16 protein-coding genes and 1 riboswitch are annotated in these 22,241 nt (G+C 68.2%); of the genes, 10 read left to right on the top strand and 6 right to left on the bottom strand.

Annotated features, from left to right (window positions below):
- Positions 1-32 precede the first annotated feature (32 nt).
- The 5 genes from ABZ909_RS15570 to ABZ909_RS15550 are packed head-to-tail and all read right to left on the bottom strand — an operon-like array spanning position 33 to position 7,116.
- On the bottom strand, positions 33-2,864 hold the full coding sequence (locus tag ABZ909_RS15570; RefSeq protein ID WP_356999453.1) for a DUF5682 family protein: 2,832 nt from the start codon (positions 2,862-2,864) through the stop codon (positions 33-35).
- The gene (locus ABZ909_RS15565; RefSeq protein WP_354835976.1) at positions 2,861-3,979 is read right to left on the bottom strand and encodes an AAA family ATPase; all 1,119 of its coding nucleotides are present in this window, start codon (positions 3,977-3,979) and stop codon (positions 2,861-2,863) included. The genes ABZ909_RS15570 and ABZ909_RS15565 overlap by 4 nt, the downstream gene beginning before the upstream one ends.
- Positions 3,980-3,992: 13 nt before the next feature.
- The gene (locus tag ABZ909_RS15560; protein ID WP_356999450.1) at positions 3,993-5,333 is read right to left on the bottom strand and encodes a VWA domain-containing protein; all 1,341 of its coding nucleotides are present in this window, start codon (positions 5,331-5,333) and stop codon (positions 3,993-3,995) included.
- A complete protein-coding gene (locus ABZ909_RS15555) occupies positions 5,330-6,706 on the bottom strand; it encodes a hypothetical protein (RefSeq protein ID WP_356999448.1) in 1,377 nt (458 codons plus the stop codon). The genes ABZ909_RS15560 and ABZ909_RS15555 overlap by 4 nt, the downstream gene beginning before the upstream one ends.
- Positions 6,706-7,116, bottom strand: a complete 411-nt coding sequence (locus tag ABZ909_RS15550; RefSeq protein WP_356999960.1) for a hypothetical protein — start codon at positions 7,114-7,116, stop codon at positions 6,706-6,708. The genes ABZ909_RS15555 and ABZ909_RS15550 overlap by 1 nt, the downstream gene beginning before the upstream one ends.
- 520 nt (positions 7,117-7,636) lie before the next feature.
- On the opposite strand from ABZ909_RS15550, the gene ABZ909_RS15545 reads away from it, so the two are divergent.
- The 8 genes from ABZ909_RS15545 to ABZ909_RS15510 all read left to right on the top strand — a co-directional run bounded on the left by ABZ909_RS15545 (position 7,637) and on the right by ABZ909_RS15510 (position 17,693).
- On the top strand, positions 7,637-9,580 hold the full coding sequence (locus tag ABZ909_RS15545) for a serine/threonine-protein kinase (protein ID WP_356999445.1): 1,944 nt from the start codon (positions 7,637-7,639) through the stop codon (positions 9,578-9,580).
- A 135-nt stretch (positions 9,581-9,715) separates the two neighbouring features.
- Complete coding sequence (locus ABZ909_RS15540; RefSeq protein ID WP_356999442.1) at positions 9,716-10,984, top strand: glycosyltransferase 87 family protein; 1,269 nt, start codon at positions 9,716-9,718, stop codon at positions 10,982-10,984.
- 130 nt (positions 10,985-11,114) lie between these two features.
- Positions 11,115-12,506, top strand: a complete 1,392-nt coding sequence (locus tag ABZ909_RS15535; protein WP_356999440.1) for a hypothetical protein — start codon at positions 11,115-11,117, stop codon at positions 12,504-12,506.
- A gap of 40 nt (positions 12,507-12,546) precedes the next feature.
- Positions 12,547-13,794, top strand: coding sequence for a MoxR family ATPase (locus tag ABZ909_RS15530; RefSeq protein WP_356999437.1), 1,248 nt, complete (start codon positions 12,547-12,549; stop codon positions 13,792-13,794).
- Positions 13,791-15,020 carry a VWA-like domain-containing protein gene (locus tag ABZ909_RS15525; protein WP_356999434.1) on the top strand — a complete coding sequence of 410 codons (1,230 nt, stop codon included), beginning with the start codon at positions 13,791-13,793 and terminating at the stop codon, positions 15,018-15,020. The genes ABZ909_RS15530 and ABZ909_RS15525 overlap by 4 nt, the downstream gene beginning before the upstream one ends.
- 72 nt (positions 15,021-15,092) lie before the next feature.
- Positions 15,093-16,055 (top strand): ATP-dependent DNA ligase, encoded by a 963-nt coding sequence (locus ABZ909_RS15520; RefSeq protein ID WP_356999432.1) that lies wholly within the window; start codon positions 15,093-15,095, stop codon positions 16,053-16,055.
- 598 nt (positions 16,056-16,653) lie between these two features.
- Complete coding sequence (locus tag ABZ909_RS15515) at positions 16,654-17,181, top strand: DUF3558 family protein (protein WP_356999430.1); 528 nt, start codon at positions 16,654-16,656, stop codon at positions 17,179-17,181.
- Positions 17,181-17,693 carry a DUF3558 domain-containing protein gene (locus ABZ909_RS15510; RefSeq protein ID WP_356999428.1) on the top strand — a complete coding sequence of 171 codons (513 nt, stop codon included), beginning with the start codon at positions 17,181-17,183 and terminating at the stop codon, positions 17,691-17,693. Before ABZ909_RS15515 ends, ABZ909_RS15510 begins: the two co-directional genes overlap by 1 nt.
- A gap of 97 nt (positions 17,694-17,790) precedes the next feature.
- On the opposite strand, the gene ABZ909_RS15505 is transcribed toward ABZ909_RS15510, so the two are convergent.
- Positions 17,791-18,480 carry a hypothetical protein gene (locus tag ABZ909_RS15505; RefSeq protein WP_356999427.1) on the bottom strand — a complete coding sequence of 230 codons (690 nt, stop codon included), beginning with the start codon at positions 18,478-18,480 and terminating at the stop codon, positions 17,791-17,793.
- Between the two features lie 278 nt (positions 18,481-18,758).
- Positions 18,759-18,940: riboswitch (M-box (ykoK) riboswitch) on the bottom strand.
- 180 nt (positions 18,941-19,120) lie between these two features.
- Here ABZ909_RS15505 and ABZ909_RS15500 point away from each other — a divergent pair.
- Both ABZ909_RS15500 and ABZ909_RS15495 read left to right on the top strand, forming a co-directional pair.
- Positions 19,121-20,461, top strand: coding sequence for a CBS domain-containing protein (locus ABZ909_RS15500; protein WP_356999424.1), 1,341 nt, complete (start codon positions 19,121-19,123; stop codon positions 20,459-20,461).
- A gap of 173 nt (positions 20,462-20,634) precedes the next feature.
- The gene (locus ABZ909_RS15495; protein ID WP_356999958.1) at positions 20,635-22,230 is read left to right on the top strand and encodes an Nramp family divalent metal transporter; all 1,596 of its coding nucleotides are present in this window, start codon (positions 20,635-20,637) and stop codon (positions 22,228-22,230) included.
- Positions 22,231-22,241: the final 11 nt, after the last annotated feature.

The raw sequence follows: 22,241 nt of genomic DNA, 5'->3' as shown, positions 1-22,241 counted from the left end.
CCCATCGGAAGGACGAGCCGGCCGGACATGCGTCAGTTTCGCGCGGCTGGCACTCCGAGGCGCGCGGCCAATGCCGCGGCGGTGTCGGGGAATCGCTCGAGCAAGCCGGTTACCTCGTGGTTTCCGGCCGGGCCGGCCTCCTGCCAGCCGCCCTCGATGCCGAGCAGTCCGCTGAGCGCATCGCAGGCGGCGGGGTGGGCGGCCAACAGTTCGGTGACCGGCCCGCGCGGTACGGCGGCCACCGGCGTTGGGGCCGTGGTGAATTCGACCGACCAGGGCGGCACGAAGGCGTCCACCGCGGGCAGTGCGCCGGGGAAGGTGCGGCCCGCTTCCCGGACCAGGCCGGGGATCAGGTCGCCCGCCTGATCCTTAAGGGCGGTGATCAACTTCGGCAGCCACGGCAGCAGCACCGCGTCCGGCAGCGTGCCGAAGGCCTTCGACAACAGCTCCACCACAAAGGGTTTCAATGCGGGAGCCGGATCGATGGCCTGTACGAAACCGCTCACGTACTGCGGAACCGTCGGCAGCACCAGTGGATTGGCAAGCATCCCGTCGCACCGCGCGCGCAGCTCGGCCATGGTCAGCAGGCCGAGCTGGAACCGTGCCGCCCACAGCAGGGCCACCTTGGCCGGTGCCTCCGGATGCGATTGCAGCACAGCCAGTTCCAGCTGGGTGTGATCACAACCCAGTGACAGCGCCAGGTTCTCCATCCCGAACAGGAAGCCCAGCATGGCCGCCACCTGCGCCGGTCCGGTCTCCTCGGCGGCGAAGGCCGTGGGCAGCAGGGTGCAGTAGTGTGCGTACCCCGCTGTCACGAACCGTTCGCACCAGGCCGGCAAGCCGTCCTCGGTGGAGCGGAAGTAGTTGAGCAGCACCCGGATCCGCCGCAGCACGACGGGCGCGTCGTCCACTGTCCGTTCGGCGGCGAGGAGTTCGACCGCGCGAGTGCCCAGCTCGTCGGCGAGCCGGACCGATCCCAGATACACCAGCGCGTCCTCGACCGCGCCCAGCGCCACGGCCGCGGTCGCGTCCGGTGCGGTGACCGCGCGCCGCAGGCGCTGCTCCAGGACCTGCTCCACCGACACGCCCTCGTACCCGAGCTCCACCAGTGAGCGCTGGTGTTTGCCGAGCCCGATGTCCCAGCTCTCCTGGATCGAGGTCTCACCGAGTCCGTGCGAGCCCATGATGGGCCGCAGCGCGTCCTGCGGCAGCAGCCTGCGCAGCAGCCACAGCAGATCCGAGCACGGCCGCAGGTCCGGATCCGCCTTCAGGTCCAGCAGTGCGCGTTGCAGTGTCCGCTTGGACAGATCCAGTCCCAGCGGTGTCAGCCGGTCGAGCACATCGCGGGCCAGCGGCGGCAGCGCCGCGTATCCGACCTGGCCGATGCGGTCGCCGCCGAGCAGGATCTCGCACAGCCGCCGCACATCCCGCCGCCCCGGCACCCGATCCTTCTCCAGGCAGGTGACGGCCGCGTCCTGGAAGTCGTATGGCGTCGGACGGGCACGATTCCGCAGGCCCGCCAACAGGATCGAGGTCTCGAAGATGGCGATGGCGTCGGCGGTGCTGGCCAGGTAGCCATTGCGCCGGGCCAGCCGGACGATATCCACCGACCATTCCAGGAGCTCGGCCTCGTCGAGCGGGTCCAGTACCGGTGGCCTGGACAGGAAGCCCGAAAGCCGGTCTGTCACTGCGGCTTCCGGTTCCGCCGGAAGTGTCGGCTTCTTGGCGCGCTTCCTCGTCCCCTGCTGGCCTTCCAGCTGGAACGACTGCAATTTGCCGCGTCGCAATCCCTTCGCCCAGGTGGCCGCCGCGATCGAGACCGCGCCGCCGGCCAGCCCGAACTGCGCCTCGATGGCGGAGTGGCTGGACGGGATCAGCCCGTAGTGCCATTTCGTGGCCGAGCGCGGCGAGATCTCGAACGGCGCCGACGCAGCCAGTCCGAACTGTTCGACCGGGCTGGCCGCATGGGCCGCACCGCATATGTACAACGCCTGCGCCGGATCGATATCGTTGGCGGCCAAGTGTTCCCGCATGCGGGTCCACATGTGCCGTTCGCGGTCCTCGTCCTCGACGGTGCTGCCGCGCCGCAGCCGCCGGAACAGGCTGCCGATCATCACCATGACCTGGCGGTAGGTGTCGTAGTCGGCGTCCACGAGGGGCTGTTCGACGTACTGGTCCCACCATTCCGACCAGTGTCGGACCTTGCCGTGGTGCAGCAGGTGCTCTTCCAGTTCGGCGAAACGCGGTCGCAGATCACCGATTTCGAGGCCGACCGCGCCGCCGTGCAGGCCGTCGTCCTCGGGCTGCTCGCCGTCGGCCGGTGTCTCGGACTTCTCCTCCTTCGGAGCCCACTGGAAGACGTGATCGGTGGATCGATCCACCAGCACCAGTTCGACGCCCGGCGTGTCGAGCGCGTAGGCGATGGCCTGGTACTCGGCCGACGATTCGGTGATCGGCGCGACCACCGACAGCGGCGCCCATTCCGCGGGGAAGCCCTCGATATCGGTGGCGAAGGCCTGCAACGCAATCGGCAAGCGGCAGTTGCGCAGCTCGTCCAGCAGCGGCCGCATATCCTCGCACAGTTCCAGGTAGATGACGCTCGGCTGCTTCTCACGCAGCCGTCGCACCATGGCCAGACCGGAGGCGGGCGAGTGGTGACAGACCGGGAAGATCTCCAGCCGCTCCGACAGCGCCCGGTCGACATCGTCGACGATGCCCGCCAGGATGTCGCCCGCCGCCCCGGGTGCGCCGGCGAACGCGACGGCCGCGTCCGCCAGCTGATCCCGCAGCGCGGCAAAGGTATTCGATGCCGACCGGGTGTCGCCGACGCGCAGTGTCGATGGTTCGCTCGCAAGCTCGCTCACGACAGCCTCGCGATCGCCGCCCGGCCGCCCTCGAGGAATTCGCCCCAGGCGGCATCACCCTTCTTGTCCTTGGTGCGCGGCTCCACGACGCCGTGCAGGTACTTGTTGAGAATGGCCAGGTCCTCGGGCGTGCGCCGGGCCAGCGAACCGACCAGCGAACCGGCGAGGGTCTCCGCGCGCAATTCCTTCGCACCGAAGAACTGGCTGTGCAGGATGGCGTCCTCGAGCACGCCGATCTGCTCGGCGGTGGACAGCGCCGACTCCAGCTTGTCGTCGTCGCTGGTGGCGGCGGCCGCGGCGGCGCGCAGATCGGCGAAGCTTTCCAGCAGGATGTCCAGCAGTGTCGGCGGCAGTTCCAGTTCGATGGAGTGGCGGCGCAACAACTCAGCGGTGCGGAAGCGCACGATCTCCGCCTCGCTCTTCTTGTTGGACACCACCGGAATTCGCACGAAGTTGAAGCGTCGTTTGAGTGCCGACGACAGGTCGTTCACGCCGCGGTCGCGGCTGTTGGCGGTGGCGATGATGGAGAAGCCCGGCTGCGCGAACACCACATTGTCGTCATCGAGCTCGGGGATCGAGACGTACTTCTCCGACAGGATGGAGATCAGCGCGTCCTGCACGTCGCTGGTGGAGCGGGTGAGTTCCTCGAAGCGGCCGATCACGCCCTGCTCCATGGCCGTCATGATCGGGGACGGGATCATCGACTCCCGCGACTGGCCCTTCGCGATCACCATGGAGATGTTCCACGAATACTTGATGTGGTCCTCGGTGGTGCCGGCGGTGCCCTGCACCACCAGCGTGGAATTGCGGCTGATGGCCGCCGACAGCAGCTCGGCCAGCCAGCTCTTGCCGGTGCCCGGATCACCGATGAGCAGCAGACCCCGGTCCGAGGCAAGCGTGACAATGCTGCGCTCGACGAAACTGCGGTCACCGAACCACTTCTGCTCCACCTCGCGGTCCAGCCCGTCGGCGCGTTCGGAGCCGAGAATGAACAGCCGCACCATCTTCGGGCTCAGCCGCCACGCGAACGGCTTGGGGCCGTCGTCGATGGACTCCAGCCAATCCAGTTCCTCGGCGTACTTGACCTCGGCGGGGGCGCGCAAAACGTCGTTCATGATGGCAGGTCTCCTAGTCGAGAAAGTTCTTGAGTTCGTGCACGAGCTTCTGGATGCGTCCGGAAATCACCGGGGTGCCGAGGTTTTTGAACCGTTCGCGGAACCACGGGTTGACGCTCTGATGGCCGGAGCTGTTCACCGAGCCGACCGGGATGAGCTTCACCCCGGAGCGGTGCACCGCCTCCATTGCCTCGAACAGCGGCTGGGAGCGGTCGAACTCGTAGAAGTCCGAAATCCACACCAGCACGGTGTTCTTCGGGTCGGTGATCTTGGGCTGGGCCATGGCCATGGCGACCGGGCCGTCGTTTCCGCCACCGAGATTGGTGCGCAACAGCACCTCGAACGGGTCGTGCACCCACGGGGTGAGATCCAGGGCGCGGGTGTCGTAGGCGATGAGATGCACATCCACCTTGGGCAGGCCCGCGAAGATCGACGCCAGAATGGTGCAGTTCACCATGGAGTCGACCATGGAACCGGACTGGTCCACCACCACGATCATGCGGGCGGGAACGGTGCGCTTGGCTGTCTGGCGATAGTAGAGCCGGTCGACGTACAGCCGCTCGTCCCGGGGGTTCCAGTTGGGCAGGTTCTTCCAGATCGTCCGGTCCACATCCAGATTGCGCAGGATGCGCTTGGGCGGGACCGAGCGGTCTACGGTGCCGACGCTGGTCTGCTGCACCTGGGTGCGCAGCACTTCGGCGACCTCGTCGATGTAGCGGCGGATGAGGCGTTTGGCATTGGCCAGCGCCACGCCGGACAGATTGTGCTTGTCGCGCAACAGTTGTTCGATGAGCGACATGCTCGGGGTGAGCTGGGCGGCCAGGTGCGGATCGGCGAGCACCTCGCGCAGCCGCATGCGCGACACCAGCTCGCCTTCCAGACCGGTGAGCACGCCTTGCACGGCGCCGGCTTGCTCCTCGCCCAGGCAGCGCCGCAGCCAGTTCGCGTCGGACTGCCAGCCCGCCAGCTGGGTGGCGCTGACCTGGCCGGAGCCGGTGGCGAAGACATTCAGCAGCAGCTTGGAAACCAGTGCGGCGGTGCGGACATCGGCCGCACCGATGGACTGGGAGGCAGCGGCTTCGGCCTCGTCTCCGGCGTCGTCGGCTGCCGCCGCCTCGGTCGCGGAGTCCCCGATGTCGGAGAAGTCGAGGCTTTCGAACTCCGCCTGCATCTCCGGATAGCGTTGCACCACATTGTCGATGGAGATGCCCGGATCGAGCACGGCCAGCGGCAGACCCAGATCGTCGACGATGCTCGCGCTGGCCTGCTCCAGCGTCGGTTGCTGATCTCCGGCGAAGACACCGGCCAGGAGACGCCAGTACAGGACCTGGCGTCGGGTCTCGTGATTCGTCATTTCCGCAGCAACCGTCCCGCGCGCTCGCGCAACACCGCCACTGCATCGCCCGACTTGGCCTGTGCCTTGGCGACTTTCGGATCCGTCGGGCCGAGCGCCCAATCACCGTTATGGAAGGCGGTGAGTGCGCTCTTGACCTTGCGGCGCACGGCCAGCGGCCGCACCGACCAGACGCCCGCATCCCAGCGCAGCAATCCGATCATGGCGCTGGACCCGGTGACCCCGGCCGGAGTGAGCGGACCAGCAGACGGCAGCGCATCCAGCTCCACCCGAATCCGCTGCTCACCCAGCTCCAGTACACCGTCGCGGAACCGGTACCCCTCGAGCACAACCGGTTCGGCGATGTGCACCGGATCGCGATCCAGCGGCGCGACAGCCGGGGCCTGCGCCTGCGGCAGCTGTACGGTGGCGGTGACGAACGGATCGGCGGCCTCGCCAGCCTTCGCCCGATCGTCATCCCACAGCAGGTCACCGGTCGCGGTCAGCGGCATATCGGTGAGCTCCAGCGCGCGCTGTTCGGCCAGCGCGGTGAGCAGCTGGCGATGCGTGCCCAACAGCTGCCATACCGCCGGTCCCACAATGGTGTCCACCTTGGCCGCCGCCACCGACACCCGCACTCGGCGGGTCGGTGCGCCCGCGACCTCGAGGACGCCGTGCACCTGTGCCTGCACCGCGGTCCCGTGCTCGTGCAGGTCCACGCCGAGCGGGAGCAGGCGACCCGAAACCGGCTCGGTGGCAGTGGATTCCGCGCCGCGCCAGGACAGCAGCAGGGCGCGCGTCCACAGATCGGCCCAGCGTCGCGCGGGCACCCGGTCCATGGTGGCGATCGGAGCGGACGCGCCCAGTTCGGCGGTGAAGCCGTCCAGCAGCATCGCCAGCCGCCGCAGCGCGGGTTCGGCCAGCAGCGATTCCACGGTCTGATCCGCGGCCGCCACCAGGTCGTGGTCCACGCCGCGCCATCCGGCGATGGCCAGCTCGCCCAGCCAGGCGCGGGAACCCGCCGCGAGCGGGCTCGGCGTGGCCGCATCCGGCGTTGCCGTCCACTCGGATCGATTGCGGCCCATGGCCGTATCGGACTGCTCGACCAGTGCGTCGTGCACCGCGCCCAGCAGGGCGGCGCGGGCGGCGGCCAGCGCCGACAGCTCATCCGCGCCGATCGCTCCCGTGCTCACCTTCGACACCGCCGCCGAAACCGCCTCGGCCAGAGGCGAACCCGCCACCGCCGCGGCCAGCGCCGCCAGTGCCGCGCTCTGCGGTTCGGAAACCCGGGCGAAGCCATTGACCAGAGCGGAATCGAAGCCGCTCACCACGTCCAGGGCCGCCTCGACGCCGGCGGGCGCATCCGCCAGCGCGGCCAGTTGTACCGCCTGCATCAGCGACCCACCCCCGCCGGGAACCAGTGCAGCTCCGGAATCGGCGTCGCGCTACCCGGCAGCTCCAGGTAGGTCAGATGCCGCAGGAACCGGCTGAACACCGCGGCGGCCGGAGCCGGATCGCGAGTTCCATTGAGACAGTGCGCAAGTCGGGAACCCTCGGGGACCTCGACCCGCAGGAACCGCGCCACCCGGTCCTGCCCGTACTGGAGCACCGCTTCATCGATGAGCGCGTCCAGATGCTTGCAGGCCCACCCCTGGTTCAACCCGCCGCACGGCCGGTTGTTGTTGGTGCTGCAGCTCAGCCCGTGCGTCCCCGCGGTCACCGATGCCACGTACACGCGTGAGATATCGGAGCCACTCGACACCACCCCTTGCAGGCGTCCGTCCGCCAGCTCGACGAACGGCACCTTGTTCAATTTCCGCGGTGCTACAGCGGGCAAAACCCGCACCACAGAAGCGCTTTCCCAAGCCGGTTCACCCGGCGTGGCACTCGGATTCGAGGCCATCGTTCTCCCTCCCGGTCGATCACGATGCGCCCAAGGTATGTGACCCCACCGACAAGTCCCGTCCGACCCCCGAACCGGCTGGTGAGGAACCTTCCCGCGGCAGCTCCCGGGCCCATCCGCTCGCGACGGCGACCGCCGTGAACGGAGCTCGGTCGCCCGGACTATCCGTATTTCACTGACTCGCAACGCAATTCATATGCCTGGCGCGGGAAGCCGTGCAATTCATCGCCATTCACATCGCCCTGTGCCGTGACCCCGCTGGCCCACCGGCCACGGGCACTCGGATTTCCACCGCATCCGTGCCCAGGGATGGTCCCTTCGGCTCCACGAAGATCGGCGTGCTCTGCCAACTCACCGCGCGATAAAATCGATCATGGCTCGGGTTTTCAGCTCGGGGTGATGTGCCTCGGGGTGATGTGCAATGGGTGATCGGCCGACCGGCGATGCCACCGCTGCCTTCGATCCATTGGCTGATCGGGCAGTGAGTGAGTGGTCGAGCGCGCCGGTCGCGAGTGACGAGCTCGAGCCAGGGGATCGGATCGACGATTTCGATCTGCTGCTGGAGCTGGGCCGCGGCTCGTTCGCCACAGTGTTTCTGGCGCGGCAGCGCTCGATGCAGCGACTGGTGGCGGTGAAGGTTTCCACGGATCACGGCTTCGAACCCCAGACGCTCGCCCAGTTGGAGCACGAGTACATCGTTCGGGTCTACGACCAGCGGGTGCTGCCGGACCGCGGGCTGAAACTCCTGTACATGCAATACCTGCCGGGGGGAACGCTGGCGGCGGTGCTGAGGAGGGTCCGCGAGACCCCGCCGGAACAACGCAGCGGGCGGTTGCTACTGGACGCCGTCGACGCGGCATTGGAGGAGAAAGGCGAGATCCGCACCACGGGTCTGCGGGTGCGTGAGGAAATCGCCGCCCTGTCGTGGCCGGAGACCGTGGCCTGGCTCGGACGCCGGCTCGCCGAGGCACTGGACTACGCCGAGCGACAGGGTGTACTGCACCGCGACATCAAGCCCGCGAACATCCTGCTCTCCGCCGACGGTGTGCCGAAGCTGGCCGATTTCAATATCAGTTTCAGCGACCACCTCGCGGGCAGCAGTCCGGTGGCGTACTTCGGCGGGTCCCTGGCCTACATGTCGCCCGAGCACCTCGCCGCGAGCCACCCGGCGCTGCCCGGCACGGTCGACGACTTGGACACGCGCAGTGACATTTACGCCCTCGGCGTCGTGTTGTGGGAGCTGCTGACCGGTCGGCGACCGTTCCCCCGGATCGAGGAGAAGGACTCGAAGGACTATGTCGAGCAGGAGCTCGAGCTCCGCCGCCGCCCGATCGCAGGCGAATTCCTGGACGACCTGCCCGCCGACTGCCCGGCCTCGCTGCGCCGGGTGCTGCTGACCTGTCTGTCGCCACGACGGGATGATCGGTGGGCCAATGGCGCGGAGCTGGCTCAGCAATTCGAGCTGTGCCTCGACCCCCGGGCTCGGGATCTGGTCGATGCGCCGCAGCACTCCCTGCGGCCGACCGGACCGCTGTGGCCGCTGCCGATGTTCGCCATAGCGATCGGGATACCGAATGTGGTGGCGGCTGGGTACAACTATTACTACAACAAAACGCTCATCGTCAGTAAGCTCACGCCCGCAGCCCAGCGGTCCTTCGACTATGTCGCCTCGGTGCTGTATCCGCTTGCTATCGCGGTGGGCGGAATCCTGATTCTCTACGCGTCGCGCCGCCTCATTGTCGTACCCATCGGGTTGCGGCTCGGATGGAACTACAGCGACGAGACCCTCACTCGGACGCGTATCGATGCGCTGCGGCTCGGCAACCGGGCGGCGTGGATCGCCTTCGTGTTCTGGGTGCTCTGCGGCGTGATCGTCCCGGTGATGCTGAATCTGATCGCCGGCGGCGTTCCACGCGGCACCTACGTGCATTTCCTGCTGTCGGTCGTCGTGTGCGGCGCAATCGCGGTGGCGTATCCGTACTTCGCGGTCACCTGGTACGTCGTGCGGTGCCTGTATCCCGTCTTCCTGGTGCACGGACGGTCCGACGCCGCCGATATCGACCACCTGGGCCGCCTCGCCGGGCGCACCGGTTTCTACCTCACCGTGGCGGCCGCGGTGCCGCTGGTCGGCGTGACCGGCATAACCTTCCTTCCGGGCGCGGAGATCGAATCCATTATCTGGGCGGTCCGGATCCTGTGCATCGGCGGCATCATCGGCTTCGTGCTCGCCTATCTGCTGTACGGCGTCATCGAGAAGGACATCGAGGCACTCGAACGCGTTGCCTGCGCATCCGATACGTGTGCCGCAGGCGCGGACGGGCCGAGCCCCGATACGGCATCAGAGACGCCTCGGCGGCAGGATTAGCGGTCAGGAGTCCTATACGGGCACCGCGGTTGCGCTGGTCCGAGCGGCCGTCCGTGACCGGCGTCGATCCCCATCGGCGAGTCTCGGTGGGTGCGGGTGCACGCCTGGGAGGGGACGCCGATAATGTGATGTCGGATGAGTTGTTCTACCGCTGTTGCTGACCCGAAGTCGCTGGCCCGCCGTTTTGGGCGGGTGATGTGGCTGGTTCCGGCGTTGTGTGTGGCCTTCACCGCGCTGTGCCTGATGCTGCCCGTGTGGCCGTTCAAGCAGATCACCGGTGGGTTCATCGACCTGCAGGTGTATCGGCTGGGCGTGCAGACGCTATGGCACGGCGGGGACATGTACGGGCAGTTGCCACAGACCACGATCGGGATCGGGCTGCCCTTCATCTATCCGCCGTTCGCCGCGCTGGTGCTGTCGCCGTTCGCGGCGTTGCCCTGGGATGTGGCTCGTACCGGGTTCTTCGTGACCTCGGTGGCCGCGCTGGCGATTTCGTTCTATCTGGTGGCGCGGCGGGTGTGGCCGGGGGAGAGCCGACAGCGGCTCGGGCTGTGGGTGACCGCCTGCGCCACGCCGCTGGCCCTGCTGCTGGAGCCGACTCATTCGACGCTGGATTTCGGGCAGGTCAATCTGCTGCTGATGGTCCTGGTGGTGGCCGACTGTCTGGCGGAGAAGCCGAAGTGGCGGCGCGGCATGCTGATCGGCATCGCGGCCGCGGTGAAACTGACACCGGCCGCGTTCATCCTCTACTTCCTGATCCGGCGTGACTACAAGGCCGCCGTCACGGCCGCGATCACCGGTGCCGTGGCGACCGCGCTGACCTTTGCGGCGTTGCCGCACGCGTCGGTGAAGTACTGGTTCGGCGGGTTGGGCAATGTATCGGGCCTCAGCGGTTCGGCATTCCACACCAATCAGTCGATTCAGGCCGTGCTGGCTCGGTTCGAGATCCACAAGCCACTGCTCACGATTCTGTGGCTGGTGCTGAGCGCCGCACTACTGGCGCTGGTGGTGCCCGCCATGCGCCGCGCGGTGGACTTCCCGCCGCTGGCCCTCGGAATCAACGCCGTGTTCACGCTGCTGGTGTCCCCCATCTCCTGGTCGCACCATTGGATCTGGATCGCCCCGGCCCTGCTGGCGATGCTCGGCTACGCGACCCGGTTGCCCTGGCGCCGTGCCGCGGGCTGGTACCTGATCACCGCGATCACCGCCGCGGTCTTCGTGATCGGCCCGCAGAATTGGCTCCCGGACGGTGAACATCGCGAATCGCACTGGACGCCTTGGCAGCACGTCATCGGCAATACCTACGTCTGGTTCAGCGTGCTGCTGGTGGCGTTGTACCTGCTCGGCACCCGGCGTGCGCGGTCCGTTGACCAGGACCGCGCGGTTGGTGCGCTGGTACGTTAGGCCCCTTCCTGTTTCATCTCGCGGTAATGCACCGCGGCTGGACCGGATCGGGGGAAGCGGTTATTCTCGGCCAGGTGTTGACTCCTGCTGAGCAAAGATTGGGGGTCCCGTTCGTGCCAGGTGAGTGCTGATGCGCACTTCGAGTACGAATTGGGATGATTCCCGCTTTTCCTTCTGGCTGCGCGTGCGTGAGTTCGCCGTGCCGCCGTCCATGATCGAGACCGCGACCGCCCGGCGTTGTGTCGGGGACTGGGCTGGGGCTTGTGCCGCAGCGGGTTTCGATGTCGATATCGATATGCGTGCGCTGGTGCGCGCCCACGGCCGGGAACTTGCCGCTCGGGTGCGGGCCGATCTACGCCACCTGGCGCCGGACCTGTTGCGCTGGCACCTGCCGAGGATTGCTCCTGACGGTCTGCTTCGACCGGGGCTGACGATCACCCTGGCGCGATACGATCCGGAGAACTCCGGAAGCCGTTGTGGCAGCGAATGTTCCGTGCATCTCGTCGTCCGGACCGCGCCCGCTTGGGTGGATGCGGGCCAGCGAATCGGCCTCGCACTCTGGGACGGATCCCGCTCCGGTTCCGACCTGCACCCGCATTCCCGTCCCAATCGGCGATTCCGGCTCGATCTGCACCGTCATCTGTGGGATGCCCGCCGTGCAGATGAGTTGTGGATGCGTTCCGGTGCAGCGCAATTCGCCGATGAGGGCACGCTGGACTCCGAGCTGTCGGAGCTGGTGCCGCCGGGGTGCGCCGTCGGCCGATGGGCGGCCGAGGCGGGAATACTGCTGCAGGCCCAGGGGCGCCGGGCCGGTCCTGTCCTGATTCGGTGCGGCGCCCGGCGGCGGATCGTCGTCGATGTGTCCGTGCCCGACGAAGATTCGCCGGTATTGCGGATCGAGGAGACGTATCCGCGGGGCGGGATGTCCGCGCTGCCGGTGTTGCCCGACGCGGCGACTTGGGCATTGCCCGATCTGGAACTGCTTCGTGCCGGAGCCATCACGCCGGATCGGCTGCATCCACTTGTCGCGTCGGCACTGGTACCGGATCACTCGCCGGTCGATACCTCTCCGATCGCCGATCCGGCGAGCCGGCCGCACCTGGTGGACTGCAGGGGCGAGCTGCACCGCATCGGACTGGTGAACGGGGTGCTGGCCGCGCTGGATCACGATCCGGCGGAGATCCGCAGGGAGGAGCTGCTGGTCGCGTTGACCGGCACTCCGCTGCCCTGCCTGCAGGCGATCGACCAGGCGCATCGACATCCGGATTGTCTTGTCGGCGTTCGTGAACGGCTGGACCACGGCGACACCGCCGGTGCGCTGGCCGTCGTCGAAGGTCTGCTCGGCCCCGACGCGCTGCTGCGTGCGGGAGCGCTCCGGGACGAACTGGAAGCGTCCGCGCGACGGCGGATCGGCTACGGACTGTTCCGGGCCGGGCTCACCCCGCCGGTCGGTCGCGATCACACCCTTCGGCGTCGCCGCAACGGCGGTCGCGCGCATCCGCGCCACGCGACCTCACGCTGATCCATTCCTCAATTCCTTTACATCCAAAGGTGATTCACACGTGCCCGTAGAAAACACGTGCGCTCCGACCGCGGAGCGCGCCCACCCTTCCCAACTCGACGTCGCAGGTGAACTGCTGAACCTGCTGGGCGCGGTGACCACCGAGCCGCGCCCGAACATTCAATTGGACGCGCTGACGCTGGCGGTGGCCGCCGACCTGCCGGTGCTGCTGTGGGGCGAGCCCGGGATCGGCAAGACCGCGGCCCTGACCCAGCTCGCCGCATCCCTGGATCTGCCACTGACCACGGTGATCGCGAGTGTGCATGAGCCGTCGGACTTTTCGGGCCTGCCCATCATCGGAGACGACCCGGCGACGCACGGCGTGCCGATGGCGCCGCCGGACTGGGCCGTCCGGCTCGTGCGGGCCGGTCGCGGGCTGCTGTTCCTGGACGAACTGTCGACCGCGCCGCCGGCCGTGCAGGCCGCCCTGCTCCGCCTGGTCCTGGAACGGCGGATCGGTGCGCTGCGCCTGCCGGACGGTGTCCGCGTCGTCGCCGCCGCCAACCCGCGCTCCTCGGCGGCCGACGGCTGGGAGCTGAGTCCGCCGCTGGCCAACCGCTTCGTGCATCTGCAGTGGACACACGATCACGATGTGGTCGTCCGGGGTCTCGGCGGCACCTGGCCGCGCGCGACCTTGCCCACGCTCGCTCCGGAAAAGGTCACGGAGGCAGTGGCTTTCGCCCGCCGCGCAGTGTGCGCGCTGCTCGCGGCGCGTCCCAAACTCGTCCATCAGCTGCCCAGCACCGAAACCCGACGGGGCGGCGCCTGGCCGTCGCCGCGCAGCTGGGAGATGACAGTACGGCTGATCGCCTTCGCCACCGCGGCCGGCTCCGGACGGGATGTGCTGTCCCTGCTGGTCCGGGGAGCCGTCGGCGACGGTCCCGGTTTCGAACTGCTGACCAGCATCGACCGGATGGACCTGCCCGACCCGGAGACGCTGCTCGCCGATCCGGCCGCCGCCGAGCTGCCCGAGCGTGGCGATCTCCGTCAGGTCGTGCTCGACGGTGTGGTGGCGGCTGTCCGCCGGCGACCGGAGCGATCCCGCTGGGATGCGGCATGGGTGCTGCTGGTGAAGGCCGCGGAATCCGGGGCGCCCGACCTGGTGGTCGTCCCCGCGACTACCCTCGCCACCCTGCGCCGGGACGACTGGGACGTGCCCGCCTCGATCGAACGACTGGCCGGCATGGTGTCGGTGTCGCAGGGCGCGGACCGCGCCGCGGCCCGGGTCGCCGCGCAGGCGGGCCGATGACACCGGACACCGCGCGGCTCGACTTCGACAAGCTCTTCGCCGCCCGGCTGCTGGCCGCCCGGGCCCGGCCATACCTGGCGACCGCGCTGTTCGCGCTGCACCCGGTCGAGTCGCCACGGGTGCCGACGATGGGTGTGGACCGGTACTGGCGGTGCTACGTGTCACCGGCGTTCGTGAACTACACGCCGGTGGAGGACCTGGCCTCCGTCCTGGTGCATGAGGTGTCGCATCTGCTGCGTGAACATCACAGGCGCAGTGACCGATTCGCCCGGGAACACGACCTGACCGGCCCGGCGGAGCGACTGCGGATGAATATCGCCGCGGATGCCGAGATCAACGACGACGCGTTCGGCGACGGTCTGGTCCAGCCCGAGGGGGCCGTGCTGCCGTCGACGCTGGGGCTGGGCTCCGGTGAGCTCATGGAGGACTACCTGCGTCAGTTCCGTCTCGGGCCGAGCACCGCGGACCTGGCCTGGCTGGACTGCGGCAGCGGCGCCGACGGCCTCGACCGGGAGTGGGAACTGGGGCCGGACGGCGCGGACGGGCTGAGCGAACAGGAACGCGACGCCGTCCGATTTCGCGTGGCGCAGGGCATTATCGGCCGTCCGGGGCAGACCCCCGAGGGGTGGCGCCGGTGGGCGGAGGAGGCGGTGCACCCGCCACAGCCGTGGCGGGATCTGCTGGGAGCGGCGATCCGCTCGGCGGCCTCCGCCCCCGGCGTCGGCGAGGACTACACCTACGGGCGGCCCGCGCGGCGCTCGGCCGGAGTGCCCGGCGTCGTCCTGCCGAGCCTGCGGCGCACCCCACCCCGCGTCACCGTGATCATCGATACCTCGGGGTCGGTCAGCGACGCCGAGCTGGGCAGCGCGCTGCTCGAAACGGCAGCCATCGCCCGGACCGTGGGCGGCCGCCGTGATTCGGTCACCGTGCTGTCGTGCGACGCCGCGGCCCGGATCTCGGATCCCCTGTGCCGTGCCGAGGGCATTCCGCTGATCGGTGGCGGTGGAACGGATCTGCGCACCGGCTTCGCCAAAGCGCTACGCGCGCAACCCCGTCCGGATGTGATCGTGGTGCTGACGGACGGTCAGACACCCTGGCCGCCCGCCCGGCCCGCGTGCCGTACGGTGGTGGGCTTGTTCCGCCGGGACTCCGCCTGGGGGGAAGACGATCCGGAGTACGTACCGGACCGCCCGCCCGCCTGGGCAAGGGTCGTCGACATCGGGTGACGGCCCGGACCGGCCCCGGGCGTCACGGCCGGGATGGTTGACGGCGGTACGGGTGTGGCGCATGGTGGGCCGATGGGCGATGACGTGCGGGCCGGGTTGAAGTTCTCCAGTCTCGACAGTCCCTTGTTCGACGGGGCCGAGGCCACCAAGGGCGATTTGATCGACTATCTGGAGGCGATCGGGGAGCGGATGGTGCCGTCACTGCGGGAGCGGCCGCTGTCGGTGGTGCGGGTGCGGCCGGGGCAGGAGCCGTTCATGCAGAAGAATCTGCCCAAGTACACGCCGGAGTGGGTGCGGCGGGTGACACTGTGGGCGGGCAGCTCGAAGCGGGAGGTGTCCTACGCGCTCTGCGATGACGTGCGGACGTTGCTGTGGTTCGGGAATCAGCGCGCGGTGGAATACCACGTGACGTTGCTGTACGCAGAGGGTCTGGCCGACTATTCCGGCAGCCCAACGCATCTCGTGCTGGATATCGACCCGGCGCCGGATCAGCCCTTCGCGCAGGTCGTCGGGGCCGCGCAGCTCATTCGGGAAGCGCTGTCGGCGGACGGGCTGGCGGGCGCGGTGAAAACCAGTGGCTCCAAGGGCGTTCACATCTTCGTCCCGGTCGTGCCGGGCGTCGATCTCGAGGATGCCGCGGCGGCGACCCGGGCGATCGCCGCGCGCGCCGAACGTCTCGATCCGCAGCTCGCCACCACCGCGTTCATTCGAGAAGACCGGGGCGGCAAGGTCTTTCTCGATTCGACCCGCGCCGGCGGCGCGACGGTGGTGTCGGTCTACAGCCCGCGCATCCGCCCGGGCGCGACCGTCTCGTTCCCGGTCGGCTGGGCGGACCTGCCGAATATCGACCCGCACGACTTCACGATTCGCACGGCGGCCAAGATTCTCGGCGACCGCGATCCCTGGGCCGAGGCCATGCCCGAACCCCGGTCTCTCCCAGCCGATCTCATCGCCGAGGGACACACCATCCCGGTGGCCCGGGTGCAGGCCATGCACGAGGGCAAGCGTCGCGCCCGCGCCCGCCGGGACAACTGACTCGGGCCGCCGCGTCCCGGATCAGCAGGTGCTCGTCGGCGTCGTATTCGTACAGTTCGCCGTAGCGTCCCCGGTCGATGGCGTTGGCAACTGCCGCTGCGCGGCGTCCATCAGCGGCATCAGATCGTCGACCTCGTAACGCAGCCCGGCGGCGAGGTCGGGCAGGTCGGCGCGCCCGCCGGAACAGCGGGACGAAGGCCGTCACCGTATGGAGACCAGCGCCGGCACCGACTGCAGCACGTCCAGCGCCGGGACGAGCACCTTCTCCGCCCGCCGCGACCGCGCCGCCCACTGGCCGCCGACCAGGGTGAACAGGATCGACGCGGCCAGGCCGAGGAATCGGCGGTGTCGTCGCGGACGATTCGGAATGGTGAGTTCGAGAGTCGAGGATGAATCCGCATCTATTAAAGAAACAGCACGCGGAAATAAGCATCAGGGCGTCGCCGAACACCGGAAAGAATTACGAGCATCCGCCGGGAGATCCGGGGTCGTCATCGGTTGTCATTCGGCCGGACCCCCGCACAGTGCTCACACGCGGATTCATCGGCCGCCGCGTCGCCGATCGCACGATTCGGGCGGTTCGCCTACGCTGGTCGGCGTGACGAGAGCGGTGAGCGCGGTGGCGGGGATCGCCCTGATCGGGGCGGCGATCGCGGGCTGCGGCGGCTCGTCGAATCAGCAGGCGACCCCGGCGACGACCACATCCAAGGCGGCGGTGATGCCGTCGCCGAACACCATCGGACTGTGCGGCGGGGTGGCCGATGCCGATGTCGGCCAGGCGACCGGGCTCAATGGGCTGCAGCGAGTGGCGATGAATCCGCTGGGATGTGCGTGGCAGCGGCCCTCGGGCGGTGGCTACGCGGTGGTATTCCACTGGTTCCGGGGCAGTCCGCTCGCGGACCGCCGGACTCAGATCACCGACGCGCGCCCGTCCGACGTCCAGGTGGCCGGGCAATCCGGCATCGAATGGAAGGGGCCGCAGTCGTGCGAGGTGGCACTTCCGTTCGGGGACAGCGATTTCATCGATTGGTCGGAGCGGGCCGCGATCACGGAGACCGCCAAGGAGCCCTGCAAGGGACTGGAACAGCTGGCTGCGTCCACTCTGACGAAGGCGGGGCAGGGGTAATGCGCACGGTTCGATCGCGAATCGCCTTGGCGGCCTTGCTGATCGCCGCACTCACGGGGTGCTCGCACGGCCCGAAGGAAACACCTGTGCGGGCTGCCGACGACCCGAACCTGCTGGCTGGCTGCGGCCCGCTGGAGGATCAGAAGATCGCGAGCAACCTGCACGTCTCGGGTATCGAACAGCAGAGCGCCCCCACCGTCTGCAACTGGACCGCCACCGGTCCGAGCGGCGGTGCGGTCGACATCACCTACGCCTGGCTGGAGAACGACACCCTGAGCCGTGAGGTCCAGATCGCTGACCAATTCGGTTATCAGATCGAGCGTTTGGTGATCAAGCACTTCGGCGGCATGTACTGGCGTGACCCGAAGGATCCGAGCACCTGCGCGGTGACCGCCTCCGACACCGGCACCGTCACCTGGTGGGTCCAGAACCGCGACCACGCGGCGCAACCGGACCCGTGCGCGGGGGCCATGGCTCTCATGCAGGCCACCCTCTCGGTAGACGGTGTGTGACCGTCCCGAACCCGCTGCCGGACAAGAAGGCAGCGGGGGCGAGGATTGAGACACTCACCGCCGCAACGGGTTTCACCGGTGCAATCCGAACTGCCCGCTAGGCGGCAGGCGCCGGGGCCGGGGTGGAGTCGGGCGCGGACAGGCGCTGGGCCAGGCCGATGCCGACCGCGATGGCGGCGGGTACACCGGTCAGCACCAGACCGGCCGCCGCGCCCAGCGGAATGCCGATGGCGGCGCCGGCGAGACAGCCCGCGATGCCGGTCGGCACCGACATGACCGCGACGCCGCCGATGGCGCCGCCCGCGGCGCCAATGGCGCAACCGGCCGCGCCGCCGATGAGGGTGCCGATCAGGGTGCCCATGGAGGTGGCCAGACCGAACTGGTTGACCGCCGCGGAGAACGCGGCATCCTGGTCGGCCTGGCTCGCGACGTTCTTCCGCACCGGCGCGGGCAGGGCCGGGGCGGGGACGGCGGCGGCCGGGTCCATGTTCGGGGTGAGGGTGGCGTTGTTGCCGTCGATCCGGGCGGCGATCGGGTGGGCCAGACCGTCATCGGTGATGAACTCGAGCGGGAACTGGGTGACCAGGCCGCCATTGCCGTCCCACACCTGGAACTGACCGTCCTGCGTGGTCAGCGAGCCCAGGTCGGTCGTGACCACGACGGACTTGTCGACCACCCGAGCGGTCCAGTGGATGCCCGGCGCAGCGGCATCGGCATCCTGTGCATTGCAAGCGAGCATGCCCGCGGTGACGGCGGCGGCCAGGCTGTACGCGGTGATTTTCCTCATCGGTGAACCTTCGAAATTCGGGGTGGGTGATTTCGAATGAGGGTGGAAAGGCCAGCACGAATTACACGGCCGCGCAATGGGATATGCGTCGTGTGCGGTGTGGTGAGAGGTCAGAGTCGTGTGGCGTGTTTCCACCCGCAAACGGGTGAGTGGAACGGATGACTCGGATATGGACTATCGCCGGGGGCCATTGGTCGTCCTCACCTCCTTGCGGCCGGAGCGCACGGAGGCGCTGAGCACGGGGCACACGAGGAGTCGCCACGGCAGAAGACCGGAGGCGAGCACCCCTCTCGTCGGAGCTTCGGCACTGTACGACGTATCCCCAATGAAATATGACCTTGGGAAGCCACTTCGGGTGACCCCTTAATCCGGGGAAACCTGTCCTAACCCTGGGCGTCTCTCGACGTCGTCGGATCAGTGGCCTGTGTTCGTACAGGAGCCTCGCCTAGCGAGGTGCTGATTGACGCCACAAGTTTGGCAGTAGAGGATTAATTCGTCAATTCGGACATATCACTCAATGGGCGCGTCGTTCGTCTGCCGGACGCCCGCCGTTGGGCCATTATTCGACGAGAAGTGCCGACCACCGTGCAATGTTTGCCCGTGGCCGCCGGAAATCCGGGACGCCGAGTCAGGAGCGCATATGACCGAACCCACAGTATCGTCGAAACCGGAGTCGGTTGCGACGGTGCATCTGTCGCAGTTGCTGAAGGCGCCCGTGATCGCCGCGTCGGGGGAGACCATCGGCCGGGTGGACGACCTCATCGTGCGCCTGCCGGGTGGCGACGCCTATCCGCCGGTGATCGGTGTGGTTGTCGGGATGGGCGGGCGCGATGTGTTCGTCTCCGCCGAACGCATTCGGCTGTTCGAAGCCGATCGGATCGTTCTCTCGGTCAACAAGGTCGACCTGCGGTCCTTCGAACGGCGGGCGGGTGAGGTGCTGCTGCGCGCCGACATCCTCGGTCACCGGCTGATCGATGTGGAGGCGGTGGAGCTGGTGCGCGCCTACGATGTCGAGCTCGATCGGGTCGGCGCGCCCGACGACTCCGGTTCGGGCTGGGTGCTGGCGCGACTGGACACCCGCCGTCCGGCTCGCCTGTTCGGGCTGATCAAGTCCAGCGGCGGGCACGCCTCCCGGGATTGGAAGGCGTTCGAGCCGCTGATCGGCCATGAGCAGTCGCTGACGCTGCGGGTCAGCAGCCGATTGCGCGGGCTCAAGCCCGCTGAGATCGCCGACCTGCTGGAGGACGCCGACAAGCACGAGCAGGACGAGATCCTGGATCAAGTGCACGACGATCCCGAACTGGAGGCGGACGTCTTCGAGGAGCTCGACTCCGACAAGTCCAGCCGCCTGCTCAACGACATGTCCGATTCGGAAGTCGCGGCCCTGCTCGGGCGCATGCGCGCCGACGACGCGGCCGACTCCATCATCGAGCTCAAGCAGTCACGCCGCCGGCGTGTGCTCGATCTGATGCCGCCCGGGCAGCGCGTCAAGGTCGTCACGCTGATGGGGTTCAATCCCGACAGCGCCGGCGGACTGATGAACGTCGACTTCGTCTCGTGTCCGCTGGATGCCGCGGCGGCACAGGCGCTTTCGGTGGTCTCGGCCGCGCACGCCTTGCAGCCGGAGGCCCTGCTGAAGGTGCACGTACTCGAGTCCGGCCACCTGGTGGGCGTGGTCTCGGTGATCGCGCTGCTGCAAACCGACCCGGCCACGCCGGTCGCCGACATCATGGACGCCGATCCGGTGCGGGTCGCGCCCGAGACCGATATCACCGACATCGCCTTGCTGATGGCCGATTACAACCTGTACGCCGTGCCGGTGGTGGACGACGCCGACCGGGTGCTCGGCGTGGTCACCGTCGACGATGTGCTCGAGGATGTCATTCCCGAGGACTGGCGGCGCCGGGAACCCGCGCCCCGGCCGCCTCGGCCGGTCACCACCGGATCCAGTGACAACCCGGACGGCGCGGCACAGCTATGACCAATACCGAGGAAAACCGTTCCACCCCTAATGGATCCGGACCGCAGCCGCCAGGGGGGAGCGGACGGCCCACTGCCGCCGAGAACCCCGCGACCGCCGAGAAGCCCGCGACCGCCGAGAAGTCCACCGCAGTCAAGGATTCCGCCACAGTGGTGACGAATCGTCAGTCGGCCGTGCTGGATTCGGCGCACCTGGGTGATATCGAGGGCGCGCTCGGCAAGATCAGGGTCGGTGACATCGAGCATTCGCGCACGTTCAAGACCCGGATGTTGACGCTGCTGGCCATTATCGGCCCCGGGCTGATCGTCATGGTCGGTGACAACGACGCCGGTGGTGTCGCCACCTATGCGCAGGCCGGGCAGAACTACGGCTACAGCCTGCTGTGGGTGCTGCTGCTGTTGATCCCGGTACTGATCGTCAACCAGGAGATGGTGGTTCGCCTGGGCGCGGTCACCGGCGTCGGGCATGCGCGGCTCATCAACGAGCGCTTCGGCCGCGGCTGGGGCTGGTTCTCGGTGGGCGATCTCTTCGTTCTGAACTTCCTCACCATCGTGACCGAGTTCATCGGTGTCAGCCTGGCCGCGGAGTATTTCGGCATCTCGAAGTACATCGTGGTACCGGTGGCGGCCGCGGCGCTGGTGGCGATCATGGCCACCGGCAGCTTCCAGCGGTGGGAACGGGCGATGTTCGTCTTCATCCTGATCACCCTGCTGCAGATCCCGATGCTGTTGCTGTCGCATCCCGACTGGGGACGCGCCGCGAAGAACTTCGTGGTACCCGGCATCTCGGGCGGGGCGAGCTCGGACGCGGTGCTGCTGATCATCGCGATCGTCGGCACCACCGTCGCGCCGTGGCAGCTGTTCTTCCAGCAGTCCAATATCGTCGACAAGCGCATCACCCCGCGGTTCATCGGCTATGAGCGGGCCGACACCACCCTGGGTGCGTTCGTCGTGGTGATCGGCGCGGCCGCGCTCATGATGACCGCCGACTACGCCGCGCGCGCCAACGACACGGTCGGGAAGTTCATCGACGCGGGCGACATCGCGCGCCTGCTCGGCAATGTCCACCACATGCTGGGATCGGTCTTCGCGATCGTGCTGCTGGATGCGTCGATCATCGGTGCGGCGGCGGTCACCCTGGCCACCAGCTACGCCTTCGGCGATGTGTTCGGCATCAAGCACTCGCTGCACCGCGGGTTCAAGGACGCCAGGCAGTTCTATCTGTCCTATATCGCGATGGTGGTGCTCGCCGCGGGCATCGTGCTGATCCCGGGTGCGCCCCTGGGTCTGATCACCACCGCCGTGCAGGCGCTGGCCGGGCTGCTGCTGCCCAGCGCCAGCGTGTTCCTGCTGCTGCTGTGCAACGACCCGCAGGTGCTCGGGCCGTGGGTGAATCGCACCTGGCTGAACATCGTGGCGGCGATCATTGTCGGCGTGCTGCTGTTGCTTTCGGGAATCCTCATGGCCACCACGCTGTTCCCGGACCTGGATGTGGTCGCCACGGCCGGATACCTGGCGGTGGCGCTGGTGGTCCTGGCCGTGATCGCGGTGGTGGCGCTGAGGTTCACGCAACGCGGGGCGCTCGCGCCCCCGCCGCGGCCCCACTTCGAGGAGTCCGCGAAGGACACCTGGCGGATGCCGCCGCTGACCCTGCTGGAACCGGTGACCTGGTCAGCCGGTACCCGGCTGGGCATGATCGCCCTGCGCGCCTATCTGGTCGTCGGTGCGATCCTGCTGCTGGTCAAGGCGATTCAGCTGGGGCGGGGCTGACGGCCGCAGGG

The sequence above is a fragment of the Nocardia sp. NPDC046763 genome, assembly GCF_040645495.1.
Taxonomy (GTDB): domain Bacteria; phylum Actinomycetota; class Actinomycetes; order Mycobacteriales; family Mycobacteriaceae; genus Nocardia.
This window is presented reverse-complemented; position numbering and strand designations above follow the sequence as displayed.